This window comes from Candidatus Edwardsbacteria bacterium RifOxyA12_full_54_48, from assembly GCA_001777915.1.
Classification (GTDB): Bacteria; Edwardsbacteria; AC1; order AC1; family EtOH8; genus UBA2226.
The window spans coordinates 336569-357815 of the sequence record MFFN01000004.1; the positions used below are offsets into that span (position 1 = coordinate 336569).

The 21247-nt window shown below is 54.2% G+C and carries 18 protein-coding genes; 9 read left to right on the forward strand and 9 right to left on the reverse strand.

All coding sequences use genetic code 11. The features are described 5' to 3' along the window. Positions 1-85: 85 nt before the first annotated feature. The 8 genes from A2273_03125 to A2273_03160 all read left to right on the forward strand — a co-directional run bounded on the left by A2273_03125 (position 86) and on the right by A2273_03160 (position 8719). Positions 86-745 carry a hypothetical protein gene (locus A2273_03125; protein OGF07473.1) on the forward strand — a complete coding sequence of 220 codons (660 nt, stop codon included), beginning with the start codon at positions 86-88 and terminating at the stop codon, positions 743-745. Position 746: 1 nt separating this feature from the next. Next, positions 747-959, forward strand: a complete 213-nt coding sequence (locus A2273_03130) for a hypothetical protein (protein ID OGF07474.1) — start codon at positions 747-749, stop codon at positions 957-959. Positions 960-1721: 762 nt separating this feature from the next. Continuing rightward, positions 1722-2450: a metal-dependent hydrolase gene (locus A2273_03135; GenBank protein OGF07475.1), complete on the forward strand. Its 729-nt coding sequence runs from the start codon at positions 1722-1724 to the stop codon at positions 2448-2450. Between the two features lie 259 nt (positions 2451-2709). After that, positions 2710-2985 (forward strand): zinc-binding protein, encoded by a 276-nt coding sequence (locus A2273_03140; GenBank protein ID OGF07476.1) that lies wholly within the window; start codon positions 2710-2712, stop codon positions 2983-2985. Between the two features lie 217 nt (positions 2986-3202). Continuing rightward, positions 3203-4285 carry a hypothetical protein gene (locus A2273_03145; protein OGF07477.1) on the forward strand — a complete coding sequence of 361 codons (1083 nt, stop codon included), beginning with the start codon at positions 3203-3205 and terminating at the stop codon, positions 4283-4285. Further along, entirely contained in the window at positions 4282-5337 is a 1056-nt protein-coding gene (locus tag A2273_03150) for a hypothetical protein (GenBank protein OGF07478.1), read from the forward strand. Before A2273_03145 ends, A2273_03150 begins: the two co-directional genes overlap by 4 nt. A gap of 256 nt (positions 5338-5593) precedes the next feature. After that, positions 5594-6010 carry a hypothetical protein gene (locus A2273_03155; protein OGF07479.1) on the forward strand — a complete coding sequence of 139 codons (417 nt, stop codon included), beginning with the start codon at positions 5594-5596 and terminating at the stop codon, positions 6008-6010. A 132-nt stretch (positions 6011-6142) separates the two neighbouring features. Further along, positions 6143-8719, forward strand: a complete 2577-nt coding sequence (locus tag A2273_03160) for an ATP-dependent chaperone ClpB (GenBank protein ID OGF07480.1) — start codon at positions 6143-6145, stop codon at positions 8717-8719. Positions 8720-9152: 433 nt separating this feature from the next. Here A2273_03160 and A2273_03165 read toward each other — a convergent pair whose 3' ends face one another. Both A2273_03165 and A2273_03170 read right to left on the reverse strand, forming a co-directional pair. After that, positions 9153-10058, reverse strand: a complete 906-nt coding sequence (locus tag A2273_03165) for a hypothetical protein (protein ID OGF07481.1) — start codon at positions 10056-10058, stop codon at positions 9153-9155. Beyond that, on the reverse strand, positions 10055-10714 hold the full coding sequence (locus A2273_03170; GenBank protein ID OGF07482.1) for a hypothetical protein: 660 nt from the start codon (positions 10712-10714) through the stop codon (positions 10055-10057). Before A2273_03170 ends, A2273_03165 begins: the two co-directional genes overlap by 4 nt. Positions 10715-10926: 212 nt before the next feature. Between A2273_03170 and A2273_03175 the strand changes: the two genes are divergently transcribed. Continuing rightward, positions 10927-11493, forward strand: coding sequence for a hypothetical protein (locus A2273_03175; GenBank protein OGF07483.1), 567 nt, complete (start codon positions 10927-10929; stop codon positions 11491-11493). Between the two features lie 151 nt (positions 11494-11644). On the opposite strand, the gene A2273_03180 is transcribed toward A2273_03175, so the two are convergent. The 7 genes from A2273_03180 to A2273_03210 form a co-directional block, all read right to left on the reverse strand. Continuing rightward, positions 11645-13453 carry a hypothetical protein gene (locus A2273_03180; GenBank protein OGF07484.1) on the reverse strand — a complete coding sequence of 603 codons (1809 nt, stop codon included), beginning with the start codon at positions 13451-13453 and terminating at the stop codon, positions 11645-11647. Then, on the reverse strand, positions 13443-15065 hold the full coding sequence (locus A2273_03185; GenBank protein OGF07485.1) for a hypothetical protein: 1623 nt from the start codon (positions 15063-15065) through the stop codon (positions 13443-13445). The genes A2273_03180 and A2273_03185 overlap by 11 nt, the downstream gene beginning before the upstream one ends. A 373-nt stretch (positions 15066-15438) precedes the next feature. Next, positions 15439-15996 (reverse strand): hypothetical protein, encoded by a 558-nt coding sequence (locus A2273_03190; protein ID OGF07486.1) that lies wholly within the window; start codon positions 15994-15996, stop codon positions 15439-15441. Between the two features lie 225 nt (positions 15997-16221). Continuing rightward, positions 16222-17607: a glutamyl-tRNA(Gln) amidotransferase subunit D gene (locus A2273_03195; protein ID OGF07487.1), complete on the reverse strand. Its 1386-nt coding sequence runs from the start codon at positions 17605-17607 to the stop codon at positions 16222-16224. A 28-nt stretch (positions 17608-17635) separates the two neighbouring features. Further along, a complete protein-coding gene (locus tag A2273_03200; GenBank protein ID OGF07488.1) occupies positions 17636-17914 on the reverse strand; it encodes a hypothetical protein in 279 nt (92 codons plus the stop codon). A gap of 67 nt (positions 17915-17981) precedes the next feature. Next, on the reverse strand, positions 17982-19943 hold the full coding sequence (locus tag A2273_03205) for a glutamyl-tRNA(Gln) amidotransferase subunit E (protein ID OGF07489.1): 1962 nt from the start codon (positions 19941-19943) through the stop codon (positions 17982-17984). Positions 19944-20067: 124 nt separating this feature from the next. Continuing rightward, a complete protein-coding gene (locus tag A2273_03210; GenBank protein ID OGF07490.1) occupies positions 20068-21201 on the reverse strand; it encodes a hypothetical protein in 1134 nt (377 codons plus the stop codon). Between the last annotated feature and the right edge of the window lie 46 nt (positions 21202-21247).

Genomic DNA, 21247 nt, shown 5'->3' on the forward strand with positions numbered 1-21247 from the left:
GCTATAAAAGCCGTTATTTATATTTCCTTTCTAGTTTCCATTATTTCTTGTTCAAACAAATGGAAAACTGTTTATACCACAGAGTTTGATTGGAAACAATGATGGGGGAAAAGATAAAATAACACTTGAAATCCCTAAAGGATGGAATGATGCAGGTGATTTCCATAAAGTATGTATAAAAATAAGTGGACATCCTGAATTTGCCTTTGAAAACATGGACGGATGGATAAAAAACGAAAAGGAATTTATTTTAAAAGAAGGAATTAAAAATATTATTGATAATAATTATTTCCTTCTATACCCTATCACTAAAAATGAAAATGCTTTATTATTGATCGGCTACGGTTATGCCAGCAATCCTTCACGATTGAATGTAATAGTCCTAAACAATGATTACCCTGAAGTAATTTTTTCTGAAGATATGGTGATTAGAAAATATATGGATTTAAACTGTGATTCCATCCCTGATTTTGTATTATTACCATGGCTTAGTGAAACTTATGGTCCAGACTTTCGATTTAAATCGTATGTCCCATATCTGGTTTATACAATGATTAGACAAAGTGGCCAATGGAAAATGATTTATGACGAGAAATTGTCCATTCAATATACAAACGATAATTCATATGGCTGGGCAGGACGAAACTTTTCTGATAGCCTGGTTGTATTTAAACCTAAAAACGAAAATAAACCTCGCGTAATGAAATTGAAAGAAGCCGAAAAGCTATATAAGATGGAGAAATAAAATGAAACTCAAAAACAGCTCCCTTTACTACTGGTTGGCCAATATCCTGTGCCTGATCAGCGCCGCATACTTCTTTTGGAAGGTCCTGCCGTGTATAACCACCGCCAAGGAGATCGTCTTCGCCACGGTTTGCATATTGACCATGGTAGCCAGTTGCATATGCTTTGTGCTGTATGTGGATGCCAAGAGGAATGAAAAAGAAAAAATCGGTTAGTATTGTCATTCCGGACTTGATCCGGGATCCAGGAAGATTTTTAACCCAACCTCTCCCCTACCCCTCTCCTAATGCTTTAGGAGAGGGAAGGGTGAGGTCCAAATTCACCACCGTTCTCTTGGTTCAGCAGCCGAGCTGATGCGACTGACCTCTCCCTGCCTGACGGCTTCCCTCCCCGCAACGGGGAGGGAGTGTGGGTGGGGTCCGCCTGCAGCAATTTTGCCTTGCCAAACCCAAGCCGATTATTTTGCCCGCCAAAATGATCGGCCGGGGCGGGGGGCGCTTCGCGGCTGAGGACATCGGACAAACTGACACCAGTAAAATAAAAGATACTGGCATTACATATTCAAATTGATCAGCATTAGCTGGAACGCCCCCGGAACTTCTCTTTGTTACTTTCTCTTGGTTACAAGAGAAAGTAAGATCTGGTACCAAAGCTGCCCTTTCCCCACTTTCTCTTTGAAGAGAAAGTGGCAAAGAGAACCTGTCTCTGCACCTCTGCCCGGATGCCCCAGGCCGAAGGCCTGAATTTGACAAACTCGCTGCGCTCGAACACTGCCAAATTCTTTACGGCCTCCTTGAGTTCAGCGGCAGAGCTGATGCGACAAACGACAGTTTAAAGAATAAAAAGCTTCCATATTTTCTTTGTGCTCTTTGTGCCCTTTGTGGTTCAATTAGCCTGGATTGCTTCGTCTGTTTAGTTTTATTGCTTCCCTCGCAATGACGATTTGTATCAAAACAATCGCTTTAGGAGAAACCAAAATGAAAACTTATTTCGCTTTTCTTTTGTCGTTTTTCCTGCTGCCATTGACCGCCTCCCACGCCCAGCAGATATTTGAAACCGATACCTTCACCGTGGGCCAAAAGAAGCTGGTCATTCACTTCATCGGCCACGGCACTATAATGATGGACTACGACGGCCTGATCATCCATGTGGACCCGGTAGGCCGCTATGCCGATTATACCAAACTGGCCAAAGCCGACATCATCCTGGTCACCCACCAGCATCAGGATCATTTGGACAAGGAGGCCATCGCCAGGATCCTATCGGATAAAACGCGCATTATTTTAAACCGGGCTTCTTACGACATCTTGGGCTTCGGTAAAACTATGGCTAATGGCGACACCCTCATAATAGAAGACATTAAGATAACCGCCGTTCCAGCCTATAACACCACCAAGGGGCGGGACAAGTTTCACCCCAAGGGCAGGGATAACGGCTATGTTCTTGATTTTGGTGGGAAAAAGATCTATATAGCCGGCGATACCGAGGACATCCCTGAAATGAAACATCTGAAGAATATAGACATCGCCTTCCTGCCCATGAACCAGCCCTACACCATGACCGCCAAACAGCTGGTAAAGGCAATTAAGATGATAAATCCGCTGATCGTCTATCCCTACCACTACGGGGACAGCGATCTCTCGCCACTGCCCAAACTGCTGAAAGGCGCCAAGGCGACGAAGCTCCGCATCCGCCGGATGAACTGAGACTTATTCTTAATGTACAAACCCGCAGGTCCCCTCCTTGATCAAGGAGGGGTACCGGGGTGGTTTGATTCTGATCATATTAATGGCTATAAAAATATTTTAAATTATTTAAAAATAACACTTGACAAACCACCGGCATTGTGATACACTGCTCAATAGTAAAACAACCCAAGCGTCCGGAAAACCAATTCCCCGTGTCAGTTGTTAATTGACCAGGGGACTTTTTTTCGGGCAAAAAACACAAAATCCAAGGAGAAACATGAGTTTCACGGACAAGACCCTATCCTGCAAAGAGTGCGGGAAACCATTCACTTTCACTGCCGGCGAGCAGGAATTCTATCAACAGAAGGGCTTCCAGAATGAGCCCCAGCGCTGCCCCGACTGCCGCTCAGCCAAAAAGAGCGAAAGACGCGGACCCCGCCAGATGTTCAAAGTGACCTGCGCCGACTGCGGCCAGGACACCGAAGTTCCCTTCAAGCCCACAGGCGATCGTCCCGTCTATTGTTCGGACTGCTTTGCCAAGAACCGCGCCTAAGCTTCTAACATTGTCATTCTAAATTTGCCAGATATAGATGATAGGACAAAACCTCCCGGGAAACCGGGAGGTTTCTTTTTGCCCAAAACGGCGGCCCGGGTCAAAAAGCCCGCCCCCTGGCTGAAACAGGCCACAATATCTGATCGGGGCCGCCGGGCGGTCCCATACTTTGCCTCTTGCTAAAATATCTGCTCTAGGGTAAAATAACACCTGAGATATGACTAGAAACCGAAAGAAAAAAAGGTCCAATCTATGGATCGTGCCGGCGGCGGTGCTGGTCCTTCTGGCGGCCTTCGGGCTGCGCCATTTTGCCGGCCGGCCCCCAAAGCCGGCCCTGCCGGATATTTCCCGGAGCCAGCCCTCCCATCCCGCCCCCCGGGATATTCGGAGCCTGCAGGAAACCCTGGCGGACCAGGGCTTTGCCGTCCGGGCCCTGAGCCCGGGCGACGACAGCTCCCGGAATTTCCTGATCTACATCCCGCCGGGATATCCCCTGGTTCAGGCCAATTTAATTATAAACCGCCTGGCCCGGGCCGAAAATTACACCCCGGCCAGATCGCTGGAGAACAGAAAGAAGCAGCGGCTGGACCTGGCCTTTCTTTCCAGGGATTCCCTGGCCCTCAATATAACCGTTCTCAAGAAAAAAGCTCCGGCCGAAAAAGTCTCCAACCTGCCAAAGGTCGCCCTGGTCCTGTATTTTTGGCCTCCGGAGATATCCTCCCTTTCCGGGCAATTCGATAAGATAGCCGCCATCAAAACTTTGATCGTAAAGGACAATTGCCGGCCAAAGAATCGGGAGATCATTGGCACAGCAATCTTGGAGCCGAAGGGCTACCCCGGGAACGATCCCGGACCCAACACCATTTTGGTGGACGATCCCACGGGAAAAATAAAAAATAAGCTGGACGCTGCCGCCAATGCGGCCGATGAGCCGGTTGGCCTGTACCTCTGGCAGGGATCCCGGGCCGTGGAGGACGGCAGGATCACGGATCTGATCACCTCCTATTGCAGCCGCAATCAGCTCATCCTTCTCGAGCCCTATCCCACGGCCCAGTCCCTGGTAAAAAGATCCGCTGGAGCCAATTCCTGCTCTTATTTAAAACCGGATCTGATAATTGACCCCCAGACATCCGCCAATAGCTGCCTATCCCAGCTGAAAAACCAGCTGGCCAAAACAAAATCCCGGTCGCTTATCCTGATCCCGGCCACCGAGAACTCCCTAAAAGCCCTCAATAAGGTCCTCACCACGGAAACCGCCGCCCATTACGAGTTTGTGGCCGTTTCCGGGATATTGCAATGAAAATTATTTTCGTGCCCTGGCTGTGGCTTTTCTTGCTGTGGCCGACAAGCATAACGGCAGCGGATGCCCAGCCCAAAAGGTGGGAGATCATAGCCGTCGGAGATATCATGCTGGGGCGGGGGGTATCAAAAACGGTTGAGAGGCACGGCCCCGGATACCCATTGGCAAAGGTTCTGCTGGTCACCGACTCCTGTCAGGTGCTGTGCGGTAATCTGGAATCCGTCATGAGTACAGCGGAGTTTAAAAGCCAAAGCCCCTATCGCTTTAAAGCCGATCCGGTTGCGGCTGCCAATATTTTGAAGCAGAACGGCTTCGGCTTTTTATCGGTGGCCAACAACCATGCCTATGACTGCGGGCCAAGCGGCCTGGAGGAATCGCTGGGAATTTTGGACTCCCTAATGATCCCCTATAGCGGAATACTTAAGATACCTGAAAACCCCAGTGGCGACAGCAGCACTGATTCATCGGCGGTGAAAACAACCTGCCGGCCGGCTTATCTGAAAATAGGAGATATTAGGATATGTTTTCTGGCCTTCTGTCAGCCCTACTTGCTGAATCCAAATTACGAGAACAATCTTATCGCCCCGGCTGATTCGGCAACGATTTGTAATTCAATACAGGCAGTCAAAGATTCCTGCCAGGTGATCATCACCTCCTTCCATTGGGGTTTTGAGTATCATCAGCAGCCATCCAAAGCCCAGAAGTATTTGGGCCGGCTGGCCATCAGGGCCGGAGCCGGAATAGTATTGGGGCACCATCCTCATGTTCTGCAGGGGGTTGAGCTTTATAGGGGAGGTGTGATCGCTTATAGCCTGGGAAATTTTATATTTGACCAAAGGGATTCCTTGGCCAATCAGAGCGCTGTCCTGCATATGATAATGAAAGGCTCCAGGGTTGACTCTTTATGGTTGGAGCCAATTGAAATAACGGCCAAAAGGCCGACAATCTCGAATAAAGCCAAACTCAATCAATTCAAGGGGTTGATCGATGAATTGGATCTGAAATTAAAAACCATGTCTCGAATAATAGAGGATAGGCTCTACCTTTTCTGATATTAACTTAAAGGCATTTTAAAGGCTGGAAATATTTTTCCAGCCTTTTTCTTTTGATTGGTCAATATTTAGGTTCCACTGTCAAAAATATATGACTGTTATCAAAGCATTTGCGCCGCTGCATTTCTTTTATATCCTATTGTCATTCTTTCTATTATAAATATATCATCAACTTGGCATGACAAGTGCGTGTATATAATACCTGAACGCAAACAAACAAAATAAATAAACTAAAAAAAATCCAAGGAGAACTAAAATGAAAAAAGTAACCATCTTCGCAGCCCTGTGCGGAATCATCTTCGCCGGGGTCGCCACCACCTGCAACGCCGCCCCCAACTGGGGAAGATTTTTGCCCAGGCCGATAGTCATTCCGGTTGACTCTTCTTCAAGCAGTAATGTCATAATTGCCGCCATCGATTTACGGAAATATCTTCCCCGGCCCATTGTCAACCCAACCGATTCTATCGGATTTTCCGCCCCCATCGAGCTGACCTCCTCAAATCAGAACGGGATCAACATCTGCAAAAAGACGATAACGGGGCCTTCGGTTCCTCCGACGCCCATCGACAGAAAGAAATTAACCAATCATCAGAACGAGATAATCATCTCCGCTGCTCCGGTCGCCAAGGATCCGCCGCCGCACCCCTGGATCAGAAAGACCCTGACTGCTTGAAGCTCTTTACCGCCAAACATAAAAAGCCGCAGCTAAGCTGCGGCTTTTTTATATTTCCCTTGACAAAACAACTTCTGATACTTATATTTATCAAAGAACTTTTAGATAAATTGTAAACTCATAAGGATCACTATGCGCTTGGATAAATTCACCGTTAAGTCCCAGGAGGCCCTGGAGGCCGCCGCCGGACTAGCCGGGCAAAAGAACCATCAGGAGATAACCCCGGAGCACCTGCTTTTATCATTGCTGGTCCAGGATGACGGGGTGGTGGTCCCCATAATTCAAAAGCTGGGGGCCAGGCCGGAAATGATCCGGGACCGGCTGACACAGGATATCGACGCCATACCGAAGGTCTATGGAGGAACCGGGCAGGCCTATATGTCGCCCGGGCTCAACCGGGTGCTGCAGGAGGCCATGATTGAGGCCGACCGGATGAAGGACGACTACGTTTCGGCCGAGCACCTGCTTTTGGCTATCTCCGAGGGATCCGGGAAAGCAGCCCAGACCCTAAAAAGTGCCGGCATCACCAGGGATGCGGTGCTGAAGGCCCTGGTGGACATCCGGGGCAATCAAAGAATAACCGACCAGAACCCCGAGGGAAAATACCAGGCCCTGGCCCGCTACAGCCGCGACCTGACCGATCTGGCCCGCAAAGGAAAGCTGGACCCGGTGATCGGCCGGGACGACGAGATCCGCCGAGTGATCCAGGTGCTGTCCCGCCGCACCAAGAACAACCCGGTGCTGATCGGAGAGCCCGGGGTCGGTAAGACCGCCATCGTGGAGGGTCTGGCTCAGCGGATTAATTCCGGCGATGTGCCGGAGACCCTCAAGAACAAAAAGGTGGTGGCCCTGGACATGGGGTCCCTGATCGCCGGGGCCAAGTTCCGGGGCGAGTTCGAGGAGCGCCTGAAGGCGGTGCTCAAGGAGATCGAGACCGCCGCCGGGGAGATCATACTTTTCATAGACGAATTGCACACCCTGGTGGGGGCCGGCAAGGCCGAGGGCGCCATGGACGCCTCCAACATGCTGAAGCCCGCTTTGGCCAGGGGCGAACTGCGGATGGTGGGCGCCACCACCCTGGATGAATACCGCAAGAACATCGAGAAGGACCCGGCCCTGGAGCGCCGGCTGGCGCCCATCGTGGTCCAGGAGCCGTCGGTGGAGGACACCATCGCCATCCTGAGGGGCCTGAAGGAGCGCTACGAATTGCATCACAGGGTGCGGATCAAGGACAGCGCCCTGGTGGCGGCAGCGGTGCTGTCGCAGCGCTACATCTCCGACCGCTTCCTGCCGGACAAGGCGGTGGACCTGATCGACGAGGCCTCCTCACGCCTCCGGATCGAGATCGACAGCATGCCCACCGAGATAGATGAAGTGGAGCGCCGCATCATGCAGCTGGAGATCGAGCGGACCGCCCTGAAAAAAGAGAAGGATCACGCCTCCCAGGAGCGCCTGGCCAAACTGGATGCCGAGCTGGCCGAGTTGAAGGAAAAATCCTCGGCCATGAAGGCCCACTGGCAGAACGAGAAGGCCGCCATCAAAAAGATCGGCGACATCAAGCAGCGCATCGAGGACGCCAAACTGCAGGAACAGCAGGCCGAAAAGCAGGGCGACCTCAACAAGGTGGCCGAACTGCGCTACGGCACCATCACCTCATTGCAGAAGGACCTGGAGCAGGAGAATAAGCAGCTGGCCGAGGTGCAGAAGGACATCAAGATGCTGAAGGAAGAGGTGGACGAAGAGGACATCGCCGAGGTGGTGGCAAAATGGACCGGGATCCCGGTGGCCCGGATGCTGGAGGGCGAGACCGCTAAGTTAGTGAAGATGGAGGATAGACTTAAGCTGCGGGTGGTGGGGCAGGACGATGCGCTGGTGGCGGTATCCAACGCGGTCCGCCGGGCCCGGGCAGGATTGTCGGACCCCAACCGCCCCATTGGGTCCTTTATCTTCCTGGGACCCACCGGGGTGGGCAAGACCGAGCTGGCCAGGGCTTTGGCCGAGTTTCTGTTCGACGACGAGCGGGCCATGATCCGGCTGGATATGTCGGAATACATGGAGAAGCATACCGTGGCCCGGCTGATAGGGGCCCCTCCGGGGTATGTGGGCTACGACGAGGGCGGCCAGCTGACCGAGGCCGTGCGCCGACGCTCCTACTCGGTGATCCTGTTCGATGAGATCGAGAAGGCCCACCATGACGTCTTCAATGTTCTGCTGCAGATACTGGACGACGGCCGGCTGACCGACGGCCAGGGCCGGACGGTGGACTTTAAGAACACGGTGATCATCATGACCTCCAACATCGGTTCCCAGTTCATCGGCGAGCTGGATGACGAGGCCCAGATCAGGACAAAGGTGCTGGAGGCCCTGCGGACCAACTTCCGTCCGGAATTTTTGAACCGGGTGGACGAGACCGTGATATTTCACCAGTTGGACAAGGAGCAGATCACGGCTATCGTGGACATTCAGCTGAAGCACCTGCACAAAAGGCTGGCCGACCGGAAGATAAGGCTGGAGGTGACGGAGAAGGCCAAGGGGCTGCTGGCCGACGAGGGCTTTGACCCGGCCTTCGGGGCCCGGCCGCTGAAGCGTACCATCCAGCGGCTGTTGCAGGATCCGCTGTCAATGAGGATTTTGGAGGGAGAATTTAAGGAGGGGGACAAAATAAGCGTTGACGCCAAAAAGGGTGAAATAGCTTTTGTTAAGAATTGATATTTTCCCTAACGGCTGAGTTCAGGCGCGTTGCCCGCCTGAACTCAGTTTGGGACTACGAAAGATCGTCGCGGCGAACACCGTCGCCCGCAACGACTGGTTCGGCAATTAACATTTGCCCTTTTTACCGCCCTTTTTCGGACCAGCGGGTTTATTTGTTCCTTTCCCCTTTCCTCCGCCGTGCCCATCCTTCGGTCCTTGGCCCTTTGGGCCTTTTCCATCTTTATTTGGCATAGGTATCACCCCCCTTTTTTGTGTTATTGCGGTTTACTACCGCAGCCCAACATGCATTGGGCTGAATTTATGCTGTTTTGTTATTTTGGCATTGTACATAATTCAATCTATGGTGTCAAGAATAATAAAATGACACATATCTTTAACCAGTTCATAAAAACACCGGATCTTTTGACCCGGGGTTTTCATCATGCCGTCATCAATGCAGTTTGGGGCCGAAGGAAGTGCTGCTGTAATGCTTGCCCCACTCCCTCTTGACGCTGGCCATGATGATCAGATTACCGTCGGCCATGCCTTCAACCTGCGAGATCACCGTGCCCACACTGATCTTCCAATCCGGGGCGTTGCGGAAAAGCCGCAGGTCGATGTCCATGCCGTAGTCGAACCGGGTGGTGGAATAGGTGGAGTCCTCCGGGATGCCCGGCATCAAAATATAATACGGCGGAGCAGGCAGAATAATATAATACGGTATAATGGTGGTCACCGTGGTGCTGCCGAAGGCCAAGCGGCCGAACGGCACCAGCGATACATAGTAATTCAGGGGAATGTCGGCCACCAAACCCATCGGCAGGCTACCCTCCATGGTGCTGACCGAGAAATCCTCGTCCTCAATGAAATTTTCCATCTCGAAATCGGTCCCTGTGAAGTCGAACCCTATGAACGCGGCCACGGTGGTCTTCTTGTCCACAATCTCCCCGGCGATGTCCCTCTTTTCCCCTTTTTTAATATCCAGCACCATGGTAGCGCCCATGGCCATGGCCGAGGCGGGGTAGTCCTCGTCCAGGTTGGTCATGGGATCCTTCAGGGGAATGTTCAGCCCCAGAAACATGAAATGGGACATCAGCCCGAAACCATCGGCAAAGCCGCGGGACATCTCGAAGTTGAAACCCTTGCCGGTGGGCGACTCGTCCATTTGGGAATCCTCCGGCAGGCCCAGCTTCATATAGATCCCGGTGAAGGTGAATTGGCTGGTCCCCTTGAAAAAATCCAGGCAGGATATCGGAGGAGGCGTGGGCTTGAGGCTTATCCCTCCTTCATCCTGGGCTTTGGCCGATGCCGCCAGCAGCAGCGATCCCGCCAGCATCAGTAGCGCTGTTCTTTTCATTTATTCTCCTTTTTATTCATCTGATTGTTTTCCACGTTAAGGGCGAATTTGGTCACCACCTGATTGACCGCTTTCCGGGTGGCGATGCCGATGGTGGTCTCGTCAAATCCGGCCGTTCCGAACTCGAAGGTCAGGGCCACTCCCCTGGTCTGGGTGCTGCTGGTGCCGATGCCGGTCTCCCCGGAGATGATGCCGGCGGTCTCGGTATCCACCAGCCGGGCGTCTATCACCACCCTGGTGGTGATGGTCTTGGTGCCGCCCACCCCCACGAAGGCGCTGGTCTTGCGGATGCCGAACTCGCTGACCTCGCCCACCACCACCGTTCTGGCCCCCAGCATCTTGCCCACCTGGGCGGCGGTCTGGGAGGTCACCGCTCCGGTCTGACCCAGCTTCTGCTCGGCAAATATCTTCTCCAGGGCCTGATCGTTGCGCTCCACCACGATGAAACGCCCGGAATTTACCAGGGCGGTGATCAGCATGTTGGACACCCCCCGCCCGATGCGGGGATCGTCGAACTCCGACTGGTTGCGCAGATCGATCACCGCCACCGTGGTTTTTTTGCCGCTATAGGGCGGCAGTTCCAGCCGGAGGTCGGCGGTGGTCTCCGGCGGGGGCGCCGTGGTGGTAGCGGCACAGCCCATAAAAAAAGAAGCCATTACAGCCAGAAGGACTCCTGACCTATACATATAGCTCCCCAAGTAAATATTCAGTTATTTTAGACTTGAGGTATTCTAATTCAAATTAGTCTCAGTGTCAACAAGTATTATCGTTCTTATCGCTGTTAAATTATGGTTGACTTTACCTGGGTCGCTCTGATAGTATTCAAAAAAATGCCTTGCCTTTCGAATTTTACATGGGGAGCTGATCAATGAAAAACAAGAATGTCCTGATAGTCCTGGGCAGTCCCAGAAAGAACGGAAACAGCACAGCCCTGGCCAAACGGGCCGCCGAGGGTGCCAAATCCTCCGGGGCCCTATGTGAGACCATCTGCCTGCATGAGATGCACATCAAGCCCTGCAATGCCTGCGACCACTGCCTGACCCGGCCCGGGCATGTCTGCATCCTCAAGGATGACATGCAGAAGCTTTATCCCAAGCTGGTCAAGGCCGACGCCATAGTCATGGCCGGGCCGGTGTACTGGTTCACAGTATCGGCCCAGATCAAGCTGTTCATGGACCGCTGGTATGCCCTGATCGGCAAACAAGGCCACGCCCTGAAGGGCAAGAGAATCGGCATAATATTGACCTACGGCGACGTGGATCCCTTCGCCTCCGGTGCGGTGAACGCCATCCGGGCCTACCAGGACGCCTTCCGCTTCATCGGCGCCCCGATCGCAGGCATGGTCTATGGAACGGGAAACAAGCCCGGGGAGATCAAGAAGGATAAAAAGCTGATGCAGCAGGCCTTTGAGCTGGGCAAAAAGCTTGGAAAATAATGCTTTTTAATAAAAGAAGCCCGGCGTTGCCGGGCTTCTTTTATTTGTCACACTGAAACTGACAGCCTGCTTTGCAAGTTGAATGTGTGACCCGTCATTCTTCAACCTGCGCTGCGCTGGTGTTATCCCAGGATGACAAGAAATAATGATATTACTTCTCAAAGAACGGATTCTTCAGGAATGGCGGCTGGCTGCCCACCTCGGACGGCCCGCTGGCCTCTATCTGGTCCAGCAAAATATCCGGGGTTATCACCGCAAAGGACTCGCTTTGGATCCCGCTGCCGATCCGGCTGTTGTAGACCATAGGCTTCTCTCCCGTCCGGTAGATGTCGCGTAGGGTCCGCCGGGAGACATCCCTCAGCACCAGATTCCTCACCAGGGTCAACTGCCTGGTCCTGAGATCATACCGGTAAGCCTCCAGGGCCTTAAGGGCGGCATCCAGATATCCCAGGGAATATTTTTTGGGCTCCAGCCTCTTGATGATTATCCCGTAATCATTGCCCTTTTCCCGGCACAGCTTTTCCATGGTCTTCAGCAGCTTCTTCTGCGACAGCCCCTTTGAAGACGAAAGGAACAGGTTGCCCGGCATCAGCTGTCCCCCGCGCAGGTGGCCGTTGCTGCCGTACAGTTTTTCTATTGGCGAGCGGGACATGTAAAAGGTCTTCAGGATCCCGTCCTCGATCAGGGCGATCCTTCTCCCCGGCACCCCCTCGTCGTCCACCGCATAATGCCCGGCCAGTGAATCTTTTTCATATACTGCCGCCGAGGGATCGTCCATCAGGGTGATGTGCGGAGCGGTGATCCTTTTATTGAGCCATTTTTTCAGGTCGCTGGAGGTGTTGTCGGCATATTCATAGTCCGAGACCGGATCGCGCTCGGCCTGCATCAAGGGCACCACCGCCTGCACAATGAATTCGGCTGCTGCCTGCCCCTCCAGCAGCACCGGCCCGAAGTAGTCCTCCATGGGTTGGGCTTCGAGTTGTTCGCAAAATTTCTCTATCTCTATCCTGGCTTTTTTAAGAATGGCCTTCAGATCCTGGTCCGAAGAATAATCCACCGAAAAACCGTCCTTAAGCATCAATCCGTTGTCGGTCAATCCGGACATTTCCACATTGATGGACCCGTTGGACCCAAAGGTCCGATTGGCCGTTCCCTCGCTGTTGACAAAATAATGTTTCCTGAACTGCACCAGCGCTTCGGCCTGCGATCTGTCTATCCGGGGATATTCCCGGAACAGCCGGGAGACATCCTTTAAAATATCCTTTATTTTATCCCATTCCAGTTTTTCGTCGGGAGGCTGCTGAAAATAGCGATACGGTTTCTCCCGGGACAGGTCATCCAACGGTTCCTTGCGTTTCTTGGTCTTCATCAGCATCTTTTTGCGGGAGTACTGCTCGATGGCCCGCTTGAAGGCCACATCGCTCTGCCACCACAGTGACTTGCGCAGGCCCCAGTAATCTGCCTCCGCCGGGACGTTGGACTGGTATCCCCCGGACCGGTGGCGCCAGCGCCCTTCCGGGGTGTTGTCCAGCGAATAGTCCCCTATCCTCAGGTCCACCTCGCCCCGGGAAAAACTGGAAGAGCCCTCGCCCACCAGTTTCCCGAAAATGGCCGCAGCCTGGTGGGTCTTATATAATTCTATGGTATAGGATATGAAGTAGGGATGGTTGGCCGGACCGCCCGGCATGGTGGCCGGATCGCTCGGCGCCCGGTGGGCGGCATTCGGGTCCTCCCGGAACTTGTCGGAACCGGTGCCCGGCTGGGATAAAAGTCCAAAACTTTCGGAATAGGGGATCCTCAGGTTCTCCGGGATCTTTAAGCCGTCATAATTCCTCTGCAGTTCGTCCTCCATGGCCTTCAGCACCGGATCATCCGGAAAAGCCGCCAGGGGCTGGGCGGAAACATTAAAAGCAAAGAGAACCGACAGTGTCAGCAAAAATAAGAATATTTTATTTTTCATTTTTGTGGCCTCCTTTCCGCAGCTCCATGGGCTGGGGCAGAATGGGCGGCTTGTCCTGCTCCATCATCCGTTTCTCCACCTCCATCTCCCTTATCAGGATGCTGGGCGAGACGCAGGACACCGGCAGGTAGCCGGACTCGGCCCCGCAGAAACCGCTGAAGACGTCATAATCGTCGGCGGTGGCGGTGATCTTGGAGAATACCGTCAGCGGCGTGCCGGAGATGTCTATCCCCCGCACCAGTTCTTCGCGCCCGTCGGGATATATCTTGAAGACCATCACCGGCAGAACCTTGAACGACTGCGGCATGTAGGTGCTGGTCATGGTGAAGCCGCCGGAGATGTCGGTGAACATCAGGCCGTAGGGTTTCTTCTGTCTTTTGACCTCGGCGATCAGCAGTTTCTTCAGGGCGGCAAAGGACATGGTCTGCTGCGAGGTGATGATGGTGTTGCCCATCCGCGACACCGGAGCCTGCCCGATATCCCCCCGTCCGTGTCCGTTGGAATATTTGAACCCGGCGATGGGCGAGCGGCTCATCAGAAAATTCTTCAGCACCCCGTTTTCTATTATGCTTATCCGCTGGGAGGCCACCCCCTCGTCATCATAGGGATAGTCGCCCATCAGGTTGAGACCCCTGAAGGAGGAAAGGGAGGGGTCGTCGAACACCGAGATGAAAGCCGGCAATACTTTCTCCCCCACCTTCTTCTTGAAGGTCTGGCCCTCGGTGACGTCCTTCTGCCGGTGGCCCTCCACCCGGTGCCCCAGTATCTCATGGAAGAAGACCGCCGAGGCCCGGTTGCACATGATGGCCGGGCCGACATGGGGCTCGGCCAGCGGAGCCTGGCGCAGGGCGGCCAGCTCTTTGATCATCCTTCGGGCGGTTGAATTAAGAATCGAATCGTCGGGAAGTTCCTCCGGCGACCTGGCGTCGAAGGCTTCGTAGCGGTAAAGCTCCATGCCGTCCTCGGCCACGGTGGAGATGTACAGATGCAGGCGGCAGCGCACCCGGCCGTGCGAGATCTTCGTTCCCTCGCTGTTGACTATATAATTGTTCTCGGCGGCCGCGGCAAAGGCCACTTCGGATTTGTAGATGTCGGGATGTCCGTCAAACTCCTTGGATATCCCGGACACTTTTTGCTTCCAAAAACTTTTGTCAAGCTCCAACCGGGCCGGAGCCGACAGGCTGACCACCACCGGGGCCGGCGAGAAATCGTCGGACTGGTCCTCCTCCTCCACCTTGACCGCCAGGTTGGCCTTGACCGCGTCAAATCCCTTCTGGGCCTGCTTGAAGGTCCTGTCGGTGTACCACCATAGCACCGACTCCAGGGCCGCCTGGTCGTCCTCGGCCGGCAGGTCGAACTTGCCGCTGCCCCAGTAGCCCCAGCCCTCGCGGATATTGTGGGTGTTGTCCAATTTCATGGAGCCCACCCGGACATCCACCATCCCGGCCCGCTCCTTGAGGTACCGCTCCTCGGTCACCGCCCCGAACGAACCGTTGACAGCGTATTTCTCCTCCTCCGCCACCCGGTAGCCGATGAAATAGGGCTGGTCGCCCGGGGCTTTTTTTAGGATGGGCAGGTTTACCTCGATCTGGTGCGACAGGGCGTCAATCACCGCCGAGGGCCTGTCCGATGCATATGTCGCGCCAAAATAAAATGAGAGAAGAAAAATGGATGCAACTATTTTCCTCATAAATTATGTCTTTCTTATTGTATTGCTGGTACTTTAATTATTTGATCAAACCCTGTGCTCTTTTCAAAACAAGATCACATTTATCAATAACCCCTTGATTTGAAAAACGTAGCCCTTTTATTCCGTATTGATTTATTATAAAATTCCGCAATTTATCACAATTCTTTTGGTCTCCAATATCTATTTAAGCATAATATTGCTTATGATTCAACCAAAATATTTTTGACGGGCATATGCCCGTCCCATAAAGAGACCCCCGCTTACTGCGGGGGTCTCTCCCTTTAAAAAAACCAGGCTATTCCTGAACCACCGGGCTCATTAAACTGGCTTTGATCTTGGCGGCCAGGTTCTGCATCTCGGTCCCGATGTTGACCGCACCCAAAAGGTCTCCGGACTTAAACGCCTCGGTGGCTTTGGCCAGAGATGCTTCCATCCCTTTGACTTCGTCCTTGGCTGACGCGATGACCGCCTGGTCCGCGCTGCGGGCCGAAGCAATGGCGGCCTTGGTCTCGGTGATCAGTTTCGGCAGGCTGGCGGCCATGCCCTCCCATATCCTGGGCAGTTCGGCCTTGCGGGATTCGACGGCAACGGCCAGGTCCTTGACCTTGAGGGGCAGATCCCTGGCTCCGGCCAGGGCGGCCTTGTAATCGCCCTTCTCGAACTGGTCCCTGGCGTCGCTCAGGGCTGCTTCCACAGAAGCCAGCTGGTCCGGCACATATTTCTGGGCCTCAACACTGACGGCCTTTAGTGCCCCCTCGGCGGTTTTGATGGCCACCTGGGCCGGGGTCTTGCTAAGACTGCAGGCTGCGAACAACAAAGCGACACAGCAGAGGACGGGAAGGATCTTCTTCATGGTCTTTTCCTTTGTTATTGGTTTATGGTGATGGTTGTTTGCCGGAATAAACAGTCTATACCCGCCGGAACAGTAAATCAAGAGATATTTTAAAAATTATTTCCCTTGTCGCAGTCCTGGACTATTCTTAGAAGATATGGGGCTGAGTTGGAAAGTATGTATTGTGTTTTTGCGTTGGTCTGGTAAAAGCACAAAAGCCCCGCGTCAACGAGGCTTTTATGTTTTCTACTTGTGAAACTTCTTTATGAACTCCTCCACCTCGGGAACCCCGCCCTGGTATATCAGATACCCGTTATACGGCTCGCGCGGGGTGGTCTCGTCGCTGACCGGCGCCAGCATCATCCTGTTGACCTCCTCCCGATCCTGGGTCTGCCCCAGCACCCAGCCCAGTTTGATGTAGGCGGCTTCGGGAAGCATGTTCTCCAGAGGCACCACTCCCTTGGCCATCAGGTCGCGTCCGGTGTCGTAGACGAACATGTGGACGTAGCCCCACAGGGTCTGCACCGTCATGAAGATGTGAACCCCCTTGGCCACCGCCCGTTCGATGGCCGGGTACAGCGGCTTGTTGACGTGCCCCAGGCCGGTGCCGATGATGATGATCCCCTTGTAGCCGGCATCCACCATCGAGTCTATCATGTCCGGCTGCATGTTGGTGTAATAGTAGATCATTCCTATCTTCTCTTCGAAGTAGGGCTTGATGGTGACCTGGCGGTCCTTGCGCCGGGGATGGTAATCCGGCTTGATGGGCCTGACCCCCTGGCGGGTGACGGTGGCCAGCGGAGTGTCCCCGATGGTGCGGAAGGTGGAACGGTAGGAGGAGTGCATCTTGCGCACCCGGGTGCCCCGGTGCAGAAAGCCGTATTCATCGGAGGTGGGGCCGAACATGCAGACCATCACCTCGGCGATGTCCCCGTGGCCGGCGGCGGTGGTGGCGTGCATCAGGTTCAGGGCGGCGTCGGAGCTGGGGCGGTCGGAGGACCGCTGGGAGCCCACCAGCACGATGGGCACCGGCGGGTTCTGGACCATGAAGGTCAGGGCGGCCGCGGTGTAGTGCAGGGTGTCGGTGCCGTGGCCGATCACGATGCCGTCGATGCCGTTCTCGATCTCCTTGCCTATGGCCACCGCCAGGGTCTTGTACTGCTCCGGCCCCATGTTCTCGGAGAAGACCGCGAACAGCTTATCGGTGGTCAGGTTGCAGATGTCGGCCAGCTCCGGCACCGCGCCGTACAGCTCGCCCGGGGTGAAGGCCGGGATCACCGCGCCGGTGCGGTAATCCAGCCGGCTGGCGATGGTGCCGCCGGTGCCCAGCAGTTTGACCCGGGGCAGACCGGGGGTGATGGGAAATTCCTTCTCCGGGATCTTGTAGTTGGCTTTCTTGTAGCCGGTCTCGGTCATCCCGGTGATGGTGGCGATGTCGATGCCGATATTGTAGCCGGTGGCAATCTTCAGCACGATGTGCTGGTCGTCGTCGTTCTCCGACCTCGGCAACACCGTGCCCTTGAAATCGCCCCGGCTGGTAACCACCTCGGCCTGTCCCCACACCCGGACGTTGAATTTCTTGAGGACCTCCAGCCCGGCGCCCTTGTAACCTTGGAATATGTCTTCGGTCATAGTTTGCCTTTTTTAAATGGAACACGGATCAGGCTGATTGAGCAGATCCGCGCTGATTATTCTTTTGGGTGTATATTTTGCGCTTGAATTGGGGCTTCTTGCCAAAATTCATCAATAAACCAACATTAATGCCTGTGGCCTTCAAGTAATTGACAAGTTGCAGCTCATGCTCAACCGCTATTGTTTCCGCAGCCTTTAGTTCAATGATTATCTTGTCATCAACAATTATGTCGGCAAAATACTCACCAACTCTTTCATTTTTAAAGTAAACGTTTATCGGCACTTGCTTCTTGCATTTTAAACCCAAATTGGTAAAGCATCTATAATCTCCGCGTAAATCTGCCTGATCCGTATTATCCGTGTTCCATTTTTTATCAGATGCTTTTCATTAATTCCGGTAGTCCCACATTCCCCACCGCCATCTTTCTCAGCTGTCCCATGACCCAATGCTTTTCAGCCTCAGGCAGTTTCGAGGTCTTTATGTTTTTGTACTTGTCTTTCAGGAACGGGATCTTTGAAACTATCTCCTCCTTGGAGAACTGCTTGAAATCCAGGTTCACCAGCACCGAGCCAAAATCCATCTTGGGATACTGGTAGACCACCGGCAGCATGGTTTTAACTATCTCGGCATCCAGCTTGCTGGCGGTCACGTATTTGTACAGATCATAGATACGGTCGTATGAGAAATCCGGAGACCTTTGATAATGCCCCTCGATATATTTTAAATAATGCCCGAACAGGGCTCCCGTCCTTTTGGGGTCCTGGCCCAGTTCTTTTATTATTCTTTCGATGACCGGGTACAGGTTGTGGGTGAACAGATAGTGATGGGAATCCTCCGGCACCCCCCAGGTTTTCAGCTGGCGGTATCTTTCGATGATATCGGTGGGCAGGTCCTGGCCCAGTTTTTTGATATGGCTGTCCTCCAGCGGGATGGGCTTGGAGTCGGTGTCCGGATACATCCGGTCGGCGCCGGGCAGCACCCGCTCGAAGATGGTGGTGCCGTCAGGCAGAGATTTGCGGGTCTCGTTGGGAACCCCGGAGAAGGCCATTAAGCATCGTTCTTCGATGGTCTCCAGCGCCGTCTTGATGTCTTCCCCCGGCCCCCAGAAGACCAGCTGGGCGTCATCGGGCGAGGACTTCAGCAGGCTGCGGACCTGGTCCCAGTCGTTATCGGCCAGCATCGGATCCAGGTCCTCGGAACAGGCCATGTTGGGCCGTTCCAGACAGGCGATAACTTTGAGCCGGTCGGCGATCTCGCTGGCAAAGCATTTTCCCGGCTGGGTGAAGTGGGAAAGGATGCCGCCGAAGCCCGGCAGGTTGACCGCCATCACCTGGCTGCCGTTGTTTGACAGTTCCTTAAAGCGCCTGCTCTCCAGCTTGCTGATGATGGGTTTCAGCGGTTCGGACCTTGTCTTCCATTCTTTCTGCTGTTTCACTTGGTCCTTGAGCAGGTCGCGGATCTTCAGCAGGGCCCACTGGCGGAAGCACTCGTTATGGGTCAGTTCCGGGATCAGCTTGGTGCGCGAGACGCCCTTGATCTCCACCCGGGTTCCGCCCTTGCAGGAGACGTTGACATCCTCCCGGCCCGCCCCGATCCCGGTTCGCACCATCCCGGTGCTGCGGTTCAGAAAGCGGATGTAGTCGCAGGCCTCCATCACCTCGTCCGGGTTCTTCATGTCGGGATAGGTGACGGTCTCGATCAGCGGCATGCCCAAACGGTCGGTGCGGTAGACCCTCAGGTGGCCGATATCCGACACTTCGCGGCAGGAATCCTCCTCCAGGGAAAGCTGTATCAGGCGCACCTTCTTGTGCTTCAGGGGGATCTCCCCCTCCACCCCGATGATGGCGGTGCGCTGGAACCCGGTGGGGATGCTGCCGTCCAGGTACTGCTTGCGGGTGATGTGCACCTCGCCCACGATGTTCAGCTTGGACAGCAGGGCGATGCGGATGGCGATGTCCAGGGCCTCCCGGTTCAGGGGGAAGGGCGGGGTGTCGTCCACCTCGTAGGTGCAGGCGGTCCGGCTGTTGATGTGATAGACGATGTTCTTGCGGGTCTTGAACTCCATCAGGGCGGTGCCGTCGTACTCCCCCAGCTCCGATAGGGTGGGCCGCATGTGGCGGATCAGCTCGGCGTGGTATTCCTCCGGCTTCTGGAATATTCCGGCCGGACAGCGGCAGAACAATTTTTGTTCGGTCAGCAGCTGCTGGTGCACCTCCAACCCGGACATGAACCCGATAGCCTCATAGGTCTGCTGGGTGGCCTGCTGGCGCGGCAGGTAACCCACTGACTGTTTGGTCTGGCCGTAATTTGCCCTGGGATCGAATCGGTTGTTCATATTAAAAAATTTAAGATTTTGAGTGCATAAACAGTTAAGAATATTACAAAATCGCCTATAAGTCAATAAAAAATGCTGCCGCCCAATTTCGAGCGGCAGCATTAAATCAAGGTCAGGTCCGGCTTTACTTAGCAATCGCTGGAGCCGCGGGCTTCTTTTTTAAATTAAGAAAAACTATCAGCCCGGCTATCAGGGCCAGCACTATCAGCAGAACGATTATATTGTGGGCGATCATGGAGACGATGATGGTGGCGGCCGACAGCACCAATGCGATGGGAAAGGCTGCCAGGCCGATCACGAACCGGCTGGCCGAGCCCAGGAATGGCAGAACATCAAGAATGGTGTGCAGCGGGCCGGTCAGCATCAGCAGCCCGATCCACATCATCAGGAATCCGATGATGCGGCCGAGCCATCCGGCCGCCTTGTATTCGCCCTTCAGAATGGCGATGGCCTCGTCCCTGGCCCCCAGAAAAGCCCGGTAGAATTTTTTCTCACCTTTATAAAAATACGGATCAAGCATCCCTCCGGACAGCTTGCCGAATACCGTGGCCCTCCGGCCGGATGACAGGGCATAAAACGACAGCCGGGTATCGCCGATCTGCGGATCGGCCAAAGAACCCTGCCCCTGGAACAGATATTCTTCGGTGGCGCTGTATCCTTTGGTCTTTTCCAACAGGATCTTTCCGCCTCCCAGGTCCAAGGGCTCGGTCGGCGGCAGGTTCAGGCGCCCCATATCCAATTCATAAACCCCGGCCCGGGCCTGTCTGGCCGTGAAGGTCCGGGAGGAAATTTCCGGCGGGGGGTTGGCATGGCCCTCCGGCTGCTTGAAATCCCCCGAGTTCTCCGGGTTTTCGGTCCATCCCTTTTCGTAGCTGTAGGTCTTGGTGGTGGTCTCGCTGCCTCCGGTGTTCTTCTGGGTCTTGGTGCTTACCCGTTCCCTCCAGGCGAACATCTCGGCCCGGCGGGTCAGGATCAGATAATTTCCCGGGGTGATGAAATCGGGATCGCCCACCAGATCGACGGTCTCCAGCGGCCCGGTGACCGATGCCAGCTGTCCCTGGGCCTTCTGATCTATCGACGATGGCGATGCAATGACGGCCTTCTGCGCCAGCTTGGCGAAATCGGTCCGGCCCTCTGTTTTCCACAGCACTATAAAGGAGATGATGAACAGGGCCAGCCCCACCAGCACCCCGACAAACGAGTTCAGGATCCTCTTGCCCCAGCCGGTGGTGGTAACTTCGGTCAATTGATCGGTCATTTTTTCCTCCTATACGTATAATGGGATATGGATACCCGGGCGATCC

Excerpts from the sequence above, each read along its gene's own strand:
- A2273_03130 (OGF07474.1), top strand. The coding sequence starts at position 747 with ATGAAACTCAAAAACAGCTCCCTTTACTACTGGTTGGCCAATATCCTG.
- A2273_03165 (OGF07481.1), bottom strand. The coding sequence starts at position 10,058 with ATGAAAAGAACAGCGCTACTGATGCTGGCGGGATCGCTGCTGCTGGCG.
- A2273_03175 (OGF07483.1), top strand. The coding sequence starts at position 10,927 with ATGAAAAACAAGAATGTCCTGATAGTCCTGGGCAGTCCCAGAAAGAAC.
- A2273_03145 (OGF07477.1), top strand. The coding sequence starts at position 3,203 with ATGACTAGAAACCGAAAGAAAAAAAGGTCCAATCTATGGATCGTGCCG.
- A2273_03195 (OGF07487.1), bottom strand. The coding sequence starts at position 17,607 with ATGACCGAAGACATATTCCAAGGTTACAAGGGCGCCGGGCTGGAGGTC.
- A2273_03205 (OGF07489.1), bottom strand. The coding sequence starts at position 19,943 with ATGAACAACCGATTCGATCCCAGGGCAAATTACGGCCAGACCAAACAG.
- A2273_03155 (OGF07479.1), top strand. The coding sequence starts at position 5,594 with ATGAAAAAAGTAACCATCTTCGCAGCCCTGTGCGGAATCATCTTCGCC.
- A2273_03180 (OGF07484.1), bottom strand. The coding sequence starts at position 13,453 with ATGAAAAATAAAATATTCTTATTTTTGCTGACACTGTCGGTTCTCTTT.
- A2273_03160 (OGF07480.1), top strand. The coding sequence starts at position 6,143 with ATGCGCTTGGATAAATTCACCGTTAAGTCCCAGGAGGCCCTGGAGGCC.
- A2273_03210 (OGF07490.1), bottom strand. The coding sequence starts at position 21,201 with ATGACCGATCAATTGACCGAAGTTACCACCACCGGCTGGGGCAAGAGG.
- A2273_03150 (OGF07478.1), top strand. The coding sequence starts at position 4,282 with ATGAAAATTATTTTCGTGCCCTGGCTGTGGCTTTTCTTGCTGTGGCCG.
- A2273_03190 (OGF07486.1), bottom strand. The coding sequence starts at position 15,996 with ATGAAGAAGATCCTTCCCGTCCTCTGCTGTGTCGCTTTGTTGTTCGCA.
- A2273_03170 (OGF07482.1), bottom strand. The coding sequence starts at position 10,714 with ATGGCTTCTTTTTTTATGGGCTGTGCCGCTACCACCACGGCGCCCCCG.
- A2273_03140 (OGF07476.1), top strand. The coding sequence starts at position 2,710 with ATGAGTTTCACGGACAAGACCCTATCCTGCAAAGAGTGCGGGAAACCA.
- A2273_03135 (OGF07475.1), top strand. The coding sequence starts at position 1,722 with ATGAAAACTTATTTCGCTTTTCTTTTGTCGTTTTTCCTGCTGCCATTG.